We start from the raw sequence: 11,240 nt of genomic DNA on the forward strand, positions 1-11,240 counted from the left end.
GCCGCCACTCCGGCGACCACGCCGGCCAACCGGCAATCACACTCGCCGCGCAACCGGCGATCACGGCGGGTAGAGCGGGCGCGACAGCGCAGACCGGCCACGACGGCGCAGACCGGCCACGACAGCGCGGAGCGGGCGGGACAGCGCAGAGCAGCCGGAACAGCGCAGAGCGGGCAGAACAGCGCAGAGCGGGCGGAACAGGGCAAATCTGGCAGGCAGACGCGCCAATGCGGATCTTCGCCACAACCCAACATCCGAGGGCCCTGTCGCCAACGGCACCACCCCTGGCGACAGCGACACGCAGCGGCAAACGAGCGCACGAGACGCCCTGAAACGCGACACGCCCGGGCGCGTGTGGCACCCGGGCGCGTACGGCGTCGCGAACTACTTCTTGCCGGCGGCCTTGCCGTCGCCGGAGTCGGAGGAGAGGGCGGCGATGAAGGCCTCCTGCGGCACCTCGACCCGGCCGACCATCTTCATCCGCTTCTTGCCTTCCTTCTGCTTCTCCAGCAGCTTGCGCTTGCGGCTGATGTCGCCGCCGTAGCACTTGGCGAGAACGTCCTTCCGGATCGCCCGGATGGTTTCCCGGGCGATCACCCGGCTGCCGATAGCCGCCTGGATCGGCACCTCGAACTGCTGGCGCGGAATCAGCGTACGCAGCTTGGCGGCGATGGTGACGCCGTAGTTGTACGCCTTGTCCTTGTGCACGATGGCGCTGAACGCGTCCACCGGCTCGCCGTGCAGGAGGATGTCCACCTTCACCAGGTCGGACGCCTGCTCGCCGGAGGGCTCGTAGTCGAGCGAAGCGTAGCCCTTGGTACGGCTCTTCAGCTGGTCGAAGAAGTCGTAGATGATCTCGGCGAGGGGCAGCGTGTAGCGCAGCTCCACCCGGTCGGCGGAGAGGTAGTCCATGCCGAGCAGGGTGCCGCGCCGGCCCTGGCAGAGCTCCATGACCGCGCCCACGTAGTCGTTGGGCGTCAGCACGGTGGCCCGGACCACCGGCTCGTAAACCTCGGCGATCTTGCCGGTGGGGTACTCGCTCGGGTTGGTGACGACGATCTCCTCGCCGTCGTCCGTGATCGCCCGGTAGACGACGTTCGGCGCGGTGGAGATCAGGTCGAGGTTGTACTCGCGCTCCAGCCGTTCCCGGATGATCTCCAGGTGGAGCAGGCCGAGGAAGCCGCAGCGGAAGCCGAAGCCGAGCGCGCCGGACGTCTCCGGCTCGTAGTCGAGGGCGGCGTCGTTGAGCTTGAGCTTGTCCAACGCCTCGCGCAGGTTCGGGTAGTCCGACCCGTCGATCGGGTAGAGGCCGGAGTAGACCATCGGCTTCGGGTCCTTGTAGCCACCCAACGGCTCGGCCGCCGGCCGGCTGTTGATGGTGACCGTGTCACCGACCCGGGACTGCCGGACGTCCTTCACGCCGGTGATCAGGTAGCCGACCTCGCCGACACCGAGCGCCTCGGCCTTGACCATCTCGGGTGAGATGACGCCGATCTCCAGCAGCTCGTGAACGGCACCGGTGGACATCATCTTGATCCGGTCACGGGCGCTGATCCGGCCGTCGATGACCCGGACGTAGGTGACGACGCCGCGGTAGACGTCGTACACCGAATCGAAGATCATCGCCCGGGCGGGCGCCTCGGCGTCGCCGACCGGTGGGATGAACTGCCGGACGATCTCGTCGAGCAGGTGCGGGACGCCCTCGCCGGTCTTGCCGGAGACCCGGATGCAGTCGGCGGGGTCGCCGCCGATGAGGTGGGCCAACTCCTCGGCGTACTTCTCCGGCTGGGCGGCCGGCAGGTCGATCTTGTTGAGCACCGGGATGATGCGCAGGTCGTTCTCGAGCGCGAGGTAGAGGTTGGCCAGGGTCTGCGCCTCGATGCCCTGGGCGGCGTCGACCAGCAGCACAGCGCCCTCGCAGGCGGCAAGCGACCGGGACACCTCGTAGGTGAAGTCCACGTGCCCCGGGGTGTCGATCATGTTGAGCACGGCGTGCTCGCCGGCCCGCTCACCCTCGCGGATGGTCCACGGCATGCGGACGGCCTGGCTCTTGATGGTGATGCCGCGCTCGCGCTCGATGTCCATCCGGTCCAGGTACTGCGCGCGCATCTGTCGGGGGTCGACCACACCGGTGAGCTGCAACATCCGGTCGGCCAGGGTCGACTTCCCGTGGTCGATGTGGGCGATGATGCCGAAGTTCCGGATGCGACCGGGGTCGGTGGCACCAGGGGCGTTCGCGCCGGGATCGAGCTTCGGTGGCACAGCGGTCCGTTCTGGTCGGCTGACGTGAACAGGCCGGCGCGCCGCCGACCCCCTCTATGTTCCCACGCCGCCGGGGTGCGCCCGCTGCGCGGGCGATGGAACGGCCCGCGGACCCCTCACTCCATCGGCGGCTCGACGAAGAGCGCGGCCAACCGGGGCAGCCGCCGACGCGCCTCGTCCTCGTCGTCGAAGTCCCAGAAGTCGTTGAGGTCGGGCGTCCGCACCGGGTCGCGGTCCGCCGGCAGTTCGGTCGCGGTGGCCTTGCGGTACGCGTCCCAGGGCACCGAGAGCATCTGCTCGGCGGAGAACTCCTCACCGCTGAGCGAGGCCGCCCGCACCTGGGGCAGTTCGGCCAGCGAGTCCGGTTCGGCGACCGCGCGGGCGAAGACGGCCCGACCCTGGGTCATCAGCCAGCCCCGGAAGTGTTCGAAGCCGTCGGCCGAGGCACCACCGTTGATCAGGTACGCCGCGCCCCACAGATCCGCCTTGTGCGAGGCGGCCAACACCCGTGTCTGGTGTCGCGCGTACCCGATGATGTCCTCCGGGTCGCGCTCGGCGAGCAGGGCGACGGCCCGCGCGGCGACCGGCCCGGGCTCTCCCCCGCCCCCGGCCCGCGCCTCGTCGATCAGCTGCCAGAAGTCCTCGGTCCTCATGGCTTGGCAGTCTGGCAGTGTCGCCGCGCGTCGCGCACGCACCCCGGGGCAGCATGGTGGGGTGTCCCCTCGTTTGCTGCCGCCGGTGCCGTACCACGCGAGCGCCCAGCGACCGTCCTGGTCGGCGCTGCCGGCGGAGCTGCGGGCCGCGGTCGCCGAACGGCTCGGCGCGCCGGTGGTAACCGCCCGGGTCGCAGCCGCGGGCTTCACCCGCGGTTTCGCCGCAGTTCTCCATACCGCCGCCGGTGGCCGGGCCTTCGTCAAGGCGGCACCCGCCGCCGAGCAACCGCACCTGGTCGACTGGTACGCCCGAGAGGCCGCGATCCTCGACCGGCTGCCGGCGGACCTGCCGGCGCCCCGCCCCCGGTGGACCCTCTCCGCAGCCGGCTGGTTCGTGCTCTGCACCGACGCCGTCGACGGGCACACCCCACGCCTGCCCTGGGCGCCCGCCGAGTTGGACGCCACCCTCGCCGGGTACGCGCAGGTCGCCGCCGCCCTGGCCGACCCGCCGGGCGAGCTGACCGCGCTCGGCCTGCCGCACCTGGCCGACCTGGCCCGGTCGGACATCCTCTGGTGGGAGGAGGTCGCCGCCGGTCGTGAGCCGACCCCGCCACTGCCCGCGCCGATCCTGGGCCGACTGCCCGAGCTGGTGGAGTTGGAGTCGCTCCTCCCCCGGTACGCCGCCGAGGCGACCGGCCTGATCCACGGCGACCTGCGGATCGACAACGTGCTGATCGGCGCGGACGGCCGAGCCTGGTTCTGCGACTGGACCTGGGTCTGCTCCGGGCCGGCCTGGTTCGACCTGGCCGGCCTGCTGCTCACCGCGTACGCCAGTGGGCTGGATGCGGACCGGCTCTTCGCCGCGCACCCGGCCACCACCGGCGCGCCTGCGGACGCCCTGGACGCGACCCTGGCCGCGTTGGCCGGCTACTACCTCACCGGCGCTGCGGCGGCACCGCCGACGGCCTCGCCGCACCAGCCGGCCCACCAACGGTGGAGCGGCGAGCAGTTGCTCGACTGGCTGGCCCGCCGTCGGGGCTGGCGGTGACAGCGCCCTCCGGCGCGCCGGGCGAACGACGTTCAGACCGAGCCGTTTTGGCTCGTCCCAGGCGACCTGGTAACCTGGCTTTTCGCGCGGCGATGACGCATGTTCGTCACCACGCGCAATAAGCTGACCAACCCGAGCTATCAAGACGAGGCTGTCGCGTGGCGAACATCAAGTCCCAGATCAAGCGCAACCGGCAGAACGAGAAGGCCCGGCTGCGTAACAAGTCGGTCAAGTCGTCGCTGAAGACCGCCGTCCGGAAGTTCCACGAGGCTGCCGAGGCCGGTGACGTCGAGAAGGCGACCGCGCTCATGCTGGACGCCTCCCGCAAGCTGGACAAGGCTGTCAGCAAGGGCGTGATCCACTCCAACCAGGCCGCGAACCGCAAGTCCGCGATCGCAAAGCGCGTGGTTGCGCTCTCCGCCTGACGACTTTACCGTCAGACTGATTCGGAAAGCCCCGGGCCCAGGCCCGGGGCTTCCGTGTGTCCAGAGGCCGGCCGTGTTCCTGCGGGCCGGCCTTCCGCTGTGTCGCCCTGGCCGGCCTTCCGCTGTGTCGCCCTGGCCGGCCATTCAGCGCGTCGCCGGGCCGCCCTTCCGGCGCGTCGCCCTGGCCGCCCGCCGTTCGCCCGGGCCGGCCTTCCGGCGCGTCATTGCCGCGACGGGGTCGGCGCTCAGTCTGACGGGTCGGTGCGCCGAGGAGGTGGCACCGGGTCGGCGGTGATCACCACGCCGGGCACGCTGTGCGAGACCCATTCCACCCGGGCTCGGCCGACCACCGGTTCCATCTGCCGGCGAAACCGATCCCGTTCCTGCTCGGGCACGAGCGCGGCGGAGCGGACCACGATCGCGGCCACCATGTCGTTGAGCTTGACCATGGCGGCCACCACGACCGGCAGCACCAGCACCGCCCACCAGGTGACCAACTCGGCGAGGGCGAGCAGGACCGCCAGGGCGATGGCACCTTCGAAGAAGAGGAAGCACAGCACGCCGCCGGGGTTGACGAACCGCAGGCCGAGGAGCCGGGCATAGAGCGGCCGGTAACGTTCCTCGTTCACTCCGATGGTGGCCCAGGCTGGGCGGTTCGCCCCCGTCACCTGGTGCTGCCCTGCCGGGCCGCCGCGACCGAGAAGACCGCCCGCTCCAGGGCGTACGCCCGGTCGTCGGAGCCGCCCTTGACGGCCGCGTTGCACTCGGCGGCGACCTGCATGGCCCGGACCAGGCCCTCCGGCGTCCAGCCCCGCCCCTGCCGCTGCGCCCGCTCGATCTTCCAGGCGGGCATGCCGAGGCTGCTGGCGAGCTGGTACGGATTACCCCGCCCGGCCGATGCCACCCGGGCGACCGTACGCACCCCGTCGGCCAGGGCGTCGGCGATGGGCACCGGGTCGACCCCGACGTGCAGGGCCCAGCGCAGTGCCTCAAGCGCGGCCGGCACGTCGCCGACCATGGTGGCGTCCGCGACCGTGAAGCCGGTCACCTCGACCCGGCCCCGGTAGTAACGGGACACCGTCTCGGCGCTGATCCGCCCATCGGTGTCGGCGACCAGTTGGGAGCAGGCGGCGGCCAGCTCGCGCAGGTCGTTGCCGACCGCGGCGATGAGCGCCTCGGCGGCGTCGTCGGTGCACTTTCCGCCAGCCCGGCGGATCTCGTCGCGGACGAAGGCCACCCGGTCGCGGTGCCCCTTGAGCTTGGCGGCCGGAACCACAGTCGCGCCAGCCGCCCGTAGGCCGTCGGCGAACGCCTTGCCCTTGGCACCCCCCAGGTGCAGCACCAGCAGTTGGACGTCGGGGTCGGGATTCTTCGCGTACGCCAACAGTGCGGCGACCAGGTCCTTGCGGGCATCCTGGCCGGAACGCAGGATCAGCAGCCGCCGCCCCCCGAACAGCGACGGGCTGAGCATCTCGGCGATCTCACCGACGGTGAGCGCACTGGCCTGGTATTCGCGGACGTCCACTTCGGGGTCGACACCACGAACCTTCGCGACAGCTTCGGTGACCGCGCGCGTGGCGAGCAGTTCCTCGTCACCGAGGACGAGCAGAATGGGGGCGAGGCTGGCGGGGGTCACGACGCCCATATTCGCACGGCCTGCGGCGGGATCGTGCCTGCTCATTCGCTGCTTGATCGGCGCAGCCCGCACACAGTGCAAATCCAGACATCCACCTCGATTACCATTTAATTCGCAAATCGTCCACCGAATCTGAGTGCTGCTCAGGGTTGCCGGCCTGCGGGCACACCTCGCCGGGCTACCGCCAGGCCGTCGCCCGTTCGGACCGCCGCCACATCGCCGTCCGTGTCGGTGCGCAGCACCCGCACGCCGCCCCTGCCCAGTCGGGCAAGCAGCCCCGGGCTCGGGTGCCCGTAGGTGTTGCCCGCGCCCACCGGCACGAGCGCCACCGCCGGCCGCACCGCATCGAGGAAACCCTGGTCCTGATACGCCGAACCGTGGTGCGCGATCTTCAACACGTCCGCCCGCAATTGACCGGGCGCCGCCCGCGTCACCATCGCGTGCTGTTCCTCGGTCTCCGCGTCGCCGGCCAGCAGGATCCGCACCCCGGCCACCGTGGCGCGCAGCACCAGCGAGTTGTTGTTCGGGTCGGACCTGGTCCCGCCCAGCGGGTACGGCGGGCCGAGCACCAGCAGATCGACCCCGCCCACGGGGTGGCGAGCTCCGGCCACGGTGGTCAGCAGCGCCGCCCGCCCGCTGGTGGCCGCCGCCCGAACCAGGTCCCGGCCGCTCTCCGGCTCGGTGGACGACGGCGTCAGCACGGCACCCACCCGCCGCCCGCGGAACACCCCGGCCACCCCGCCCACGTGGTCCGCGTGGAAGTGGCTGATCACCAGCAGGGGCACCTCCCGTACGCCGAGCCGACGCAGGCAACCGTCCACCGCACCCGGTTCCGGCCCGGCGTCCACCACCACGGCCCGGCCGGAGTCGACCGGGAGCACCAGGGCGTCGCCCTGGCCCACCGCGCAGGCCACCACCACCCATCCGGCGGGCGGCCAGCCGGCAGCCACCAGCCGAACCGGCAGGGCGCCCAGCACGGCAGCGACCCCGACCACCGCCACCAGCCGTCGGACGAGTGGCCGGCGCACCGCGATCAGCAGCGCGACGGTCAGGCCGGTCAGCAGCAGCGCACCGGGCACCCCGCCCGGCCACGGCAGGGTGCCGCCCGGCAGTCGGGCACCCTGCCGGGCGATGACCACCAGCCACCACGCCGGCCAACTCGCCAGCCAGGCGACGAACTCGGCACCGGCCGGCCAGATCGGCGACATCACGGCCGCCAGCACGCCCAGCACGGTCGCTGGTGCGATGGCCGGCACCGCCAGCAGGTTCGCGGGCACCGCCACCAGGCTGACCGTGCCGGAGATCCCGGCGACGACCGGACCGCAGGCCAGTTGGGCGGCCGCCGGCACGGCCAGCGCCTCGGCCAGCCCGGGCGGGACGCCTCGCCGCCGCAGCCCGTCCCGCCAGCGTGGCGCGAGCAGCAGCAGGCCACCGGTGGCCAGCACGGAGAGCGCGAACCCGGGATCCCCGGCCAACTCGGGGTCGACGAGCACCAGCACGGTCACGGCGGCGGCCAACGCGGGAAGCGCCGCCCGAGGACGACCGGCGGCAAGCGCGGCCAGCCCGATCGCTCCCATCGTGGCTGCCCGTACGACGCTCGGCGACGGGCGGACCAGGATGACGAACCCCACCAGCGCCACCCCGCAGAGCGCGGCGGCGAGCCACGGACCGGCTCGTGCCCACCGGGCCAGCAGCAACACCGCGCCCACGACAATTGCCACATTGCTTCCCGAAACCGCGTTGAGATGGGTCATCCCAGTGGCCCGGAAGTCCTCCTCGACGGCGGGTGGCAGTCGGCTGGTGTCGCCCACCACAAGACCCGGCAGCAGCCCTCCCGGATCGTCGGGCAGCGGCGCACAGGCTCGTTGCAGGCCGGCGCGCAGCGTCCCGGCGGCGCGCTGCGCCCAGGACGACGCGCCGTGCCGCTCCGGTGGGCCGTTGGTGCTGAGCACCGCCGCCGTGAGATCGCCACCGCGTGGAACGCCGAGCCGGCCGTCGGCGGTGAGGTGCTGCCCGGGCAGCAGACCCCGCCACGACGGGTCGGTCGCCAGCACGAGCAGCCGCACCGACGCGTGGACCCGTCGACCATCCGGGCCGGTGAGCCGGACCAGCTCGGTCGACACCAGCAGCATGCCGGGCCGCCCGGCGCTCCGGATCGGGCGCGGGTCCTCCCGGACGACCAGGTCGGCGGTGATCGAAGCGCGTTGCTCGGCCAGTGCGCGGATCGCGGGCGCGTCGCGGACGGCGAGTCGAGCGCCGGTGGCCGCACCGCCGCAGACCACACCGAGGCCGACAGCCACGGCCACCCACCCGTAGCGCCGCACCACGGCTCGCAGACGGCCGAGGCGGCCGAGCAGGTGCAGTGCACCAACTGCCGTCAGGCCGGCTGCCGTGCCGGCCACCAGCAGCACGGTGCCGCTGCCGACGTGCAGGCCGGCGAGCGCGGTGAGCCAGGCCGCCACGGCGAGCCCGGCCAGTCGCAGATCCGGCGGCTCGGACCGGGTCTCACCAGCCAGTGACACCGGCCGCTCCGGCCCCGCCGAGGGCCTGGGCTGGGCCACGCCGAACGACGGTGGACCAACCGCGGACCCGCTCACACCGTCACCAGGTCCTTGAGCTGCTCGTAGCGGGCATCGCCGATCCCGTCCACCTGGCGTAGATCACCGACGGACCTGAACCCGCCGTGTTGATCCCGGTGGCTGAGGATGCGTTGGGCGAGCACCGGCCCGACCCCGGGCAGCGCGTCGAGCTGCGCCATGGTCGCGGTGTTGAGGTTCAGCGGACCGACGGCAGGTGCCGCACCGCCCGCCGCAGGCCCGGCCGCACCACCCGGCACCGGCGGTGGCGTCACCCCGACCACGATCAGTTCGCCGTCAGTGACCTTGCGGGCGGGGTTGAGCAGCGCCACGTCGACCCCGGGGAGCGCGCCGCCGGCCGCCTGCACCGCGTCGGCGAGACGCGACCCGGCCGGTAGGCGTACCAGACCGGGTTTCCGGACCTTGCCCGCGACCGCAACCACCACCTCGCCGGAGCCGGACGCGCGGGGGTCGCCCGTCGGCGCGGCCGACGCGGCCTCGGTGACCAGCGGGGCGACCGGTTCCGACTGCGGCCGGGATCGCCAGGCCCACCCGGCCGCGCCCAACACCACCACCACGGCGACCAGCGCCAACGCCCGCACACCCCGCCGCCCGGGGTCGAACGCCCCCGGGCCGGGCAACCGAGATTCCGGCCGGACCTCCGGGCCGCCCCCAGGCAGCTCCACGACCGGCAGGGCGGGCTGTGAGGACGGCACATCTGCCGGCGGCGCGCCGGTCAGGGACAACGGGGGTACGCCCGCGAACGGCACCTCCGGCCGGGGCGGCGGTGCGGCGACCGCCTCCGTCAGCCGGCGCAGGCGCTGGCGTACCTCTGTCTCCTCGTCGTGCGACACAGCGCGACGCTATGGCGGCGGTCGGGACGGTGATGTGCAACGGCGCTGCCCTGTGGACAGGCACCACCACTGTGGACAACTACCTGATCAAGCCGCGATCTGCTAAGGGTCCCGCCTGCCCTTCCGCCGCGGGCGAGTGCCAGTCTTGCCAGCAGCGCGTCCGGCGGATCGTCGCCGACGCGAGCCTGCCGTTGCGTCATCGTTGAGCAATGGCCGCCCGGCCAGCATGCAGAGCACGGCGAGAATGACGAGGACGCCCGGCACGAGGATCAGGGTGCCCTCGCCGGTCTCCAATTCCTCGGGCAGGCGCGGGTCGACCAGGCCCTGGGAATCCCGCACCACGGTGACGCGTTGCCCCACCGCGCCTTCCGGGTTGTTCGAGGCCCCAATCCTGCTCCCCGGCCATGTTCCCAGTTCACCGGGGATGCGCCGATCGTGCTGGTCGGCGAGAGCGTAATAGAGGTGGCGGCCCTTCTCACTGCCGTCTCGGACTCCGACGACAGTTGCCACGACCCGTTCACCGCGCTGGTCGAGCACTGTCGACCACAGTCCCCCGGCGGCGAGGAACATGAGGATGGGACTGATCAGCCAGGCCATGGACAGCGTGAACATCCGGGGCGGCGGCGAGGCCACCAGCACCGCCACGATCAGGGCACCAGCCCACACGAGGGTGCCCGCCACCGCCACGCTGTCGGCTCGGATCCAGGTTGTCCCCGCCAGCGCACCGATCGCGCCCGCGATGGCGAACACCGCCAGATACACCGCGCCGAGTGGATTGAGGAGACGACGACCGCGAGGCCTCATGGACAGCAGAGTAGGTCCGGTAGGCAAAGAGCCGCCGGGGATGTGGTGTCGGCCCCGCTGGACAGATCAGCAGAGCCGACACTCGTCGCCGACCGCTACAGGTACGGCCGGGTGATGATCTCGATGGCGTGGCCGGCGCGTCGATCTCGGCGTGGTGGCTGAAGTAGCCAGAACCTCCGGGGGTAGGCCCATCTGGGGCGCGCACGGAGGCTAACCCAGCAGGGCCTAGCCGACAGTTCACCGCTTCTGCAGCATGACCGAGGCGACTTCCGCCATGAGCGCCAACGCCCAGTCGAGTTGTCGGCAGTCGCTGCGTTCTCGGCACTCCAGGCACCCGCCCGCCCGCCACGGCCGGTCGAGCGCCCGGGTCCAGTGAGCATCCAGTACCTGCTTGGCCATGAACAGTTCGGTCGCCGTGGACACCGGTTCATCGATTGGCATGGTCGGCACACCTCCGCGCGATCCGAAGTAGCCCGCCCTGGGGGGCGAAGCCTTGCTACGCATTTCCCTCAGGGCGGGCAGACCGGCTACCTCAGGAGTGCTGAAGTCCAGGAGCATCCGGCCACTGTCTCACTGTATCTACTGTCTCAGTGTAGTCAAGTTCTCACTATCTCCACTTTGCCGCGTTGTCGCCTTGTCTCGATCACGCCCGGGCTGGAAACATGATCTCCGCTGAAGTCCGGGAGAGCCGCTCATGCCGACAAGACCACCGCACTACCGCCGCGTGGCGGATGACATCGAGCAAAAGATCCGATCAGGCGAATACGTGCCTGGCCAACAATTGCCGTCGGTGTCCGAGATCGGCGAGCTGTACAACGTCGCACGCTCCACGGCCTATCGAGCCGTCAAGGAGCTGCACGAGCGGAACCTGATCTACGGTCAGCAGGGCCAGGGCATCTTCGTCGCCGACAGCTAGAAGCAACGCCGTTCAGTTAGGCGATTGGTGTGGTCGTCAAGGGTCAGGGCTGATGATGTGGATACT

At 71.6% G+C, this 11,240-nt stretch carries 11 protein-coding genes; 3 read left to right on the forward strand and 8 right to left on the reverse strand.

The annotated features are described in order from the left end of the window. Positions 1 to 384 precede the first annotated feature (384 nt). On the reverse strand, positions 385 to 2,262 hold the full coding sequence (lepA, locus tag V6U86_RS30570; protein ID WP_334509424.1) for a translation elongation factor 4: 1,878 nt from the start codon (positions 2,260 to 2,262) through the stop codon (positions 385 to 387). Positions 2,263 to 2,378: 116 nt separating this feature from the next. Then, positions 2,379 to 2,915, reverse strand: coding sequence for a DUF4240 domain-containing protein (locus tag V6U86_RS30575; RefSeq protein WP_112588292.1), 537 nt, complete (start codon positions 2,913 to 2,915; stop codon positions 2,379 to 2,381). 61 nt (positions 2,916 to 2,976) lie between these two features. Here V6U86_RS30575 and V6U86_RS30580 point away from each other — a divergent pair, with 61 nt between their 5' ends. Further along, a complete protein-coding gene (locus V6U86_RS30580) occupies positions 2,977 to 3,963 on the forward strand; it encodes a phosphotransferase family protein (protein WP_334509429.1) in 987 nt (328 codons plus the stop codon). Between the two features lie 158 nt (positions 3,964 to 4,121). Then, on the forward strand, positions 4,122 to 4,388 hold the full coding sequence (gene rpsT, locus V6U86_RS30585) for a 30S ribosomal protein S20 (protein ID WP_030336508.1): 267 nt from the start codon (positions 4,122 to 4,124) through the stop codon (positions 4,386 to 4,388). A 245-nt stretch (positions 4,389 to 4,633) separates the two neighbouring features. Here rpsT and V6U86_RS30590 read toward each other — a convergent pair whose 3' ends face one another. From V6U86_RS30590 to V6U86_RS30615, 6 genes are all read right to left on the reverse strand, one after another. Next, complete coding sequence (locus V6U86_RS30590) at positions 4,634 to 5,056, reverse strand: hypothetical protein (protein WP_334509431.1); 423 nt, start codon at positions 5,054 to 5,056, stop codon at positions 4,634 to 4,636. After that, positions 5,053 to 6,033 (reverse strand): DNA polymerase III subunit delta, encoded by a 981-nt coding sequence (gene holA / locus V6U86_RS30595; RefSeq protein ID WP_334509450.1) that lies wholly within the window; start codon positions 6,031 to 6,033, stop codon positions 5,053 to 5,055. Before holA ends, V6U86_RS30590 begins: the two co-directional genes overlap by 4 nt. Positions 6,034 to 6,167: 134 nt before the next feature. After that, the gene (locus V6U86_RS30600) at positions 6,168 to 8,546 is read right to left on the reverse strand and encodes a ComEC/Rec2 family competence protein (protein ID WP_334509433.1); all 2,379 of its coding nucleotides are present in this window, start codon (positions 8,544 to 8,546) and stop codon (positions 6,168 to 6,170) included. Positions 8,547 to 8,617: 71 nt separating this feature from the next. After that, positions 8,618 to 9,454 carry a helix-hairpin-helix domain-containing protein gene (locus V6U86_RS30605; protein ID WP_334509435.1) on the reverse strand — a complete coding sequence of 279 codons (837 nt, stop codon included), beginning with the start codon at positions 9,452 to 9,454 and terminating at the stop codon, positions 8,618 to 8,620. Between the two features lie 102 nt (positions 9,455 to 9,556). Further along, positions 9,557 to 10,216 carry a hypothetical protein gene (locus tag V6U86_RS30610; RefSeq protein ID WP_334509437.1) on the reverse strand — a complete coding sequence of 220 codons (660 nt, stop codon included), beginning with the start codon at positions 10,214 to 10,216 and terminating at the stop codon, positions 9,557 to 9,559. A gap of 279 nt (positions 10,217 to 10,495) precedes the next feature. Continuing rightward, positions 10,496 to 10,699 (reverse strand): hypothetical protein, encoded by a 204-nt coding sequence (locus V6U86_RS30615; RefSeq protein WP_124774434.1) that lies wholly within the window; start codon positions 10,697 to 10,699, stop codon positions 10,496 to 10,498. 283 nt (positions 10,700 to 10,982) lie between these two features. Here V6U86_RS30615 and V6U86_RS30620 point away from each other — a divergent pair, with 283 nt between their 5' ends. Beyond that, positions 10,983 to 11,174, forward strand: coding sequence for a GntR family transcriptional regulator (locus V6U86_RS30620; protein WP_334509440.1), 192 nt, complete (start codon positions 10,983 to 10,985; stop codon positions 11,172 to 11,174). Positions 11,175 to 11,240: the final 66 nt, after the last annotated feature.

The organism is Micromonospora sp. CPCC 205558 (genome assembly GCF_036902955.1).
In the GTDB taxonomy this organism is placed as follows: Bacteria; Actinomycetota; Actinomycetes; order Mycobacteriales; family Micromonosporaceae; genus Micromonospora.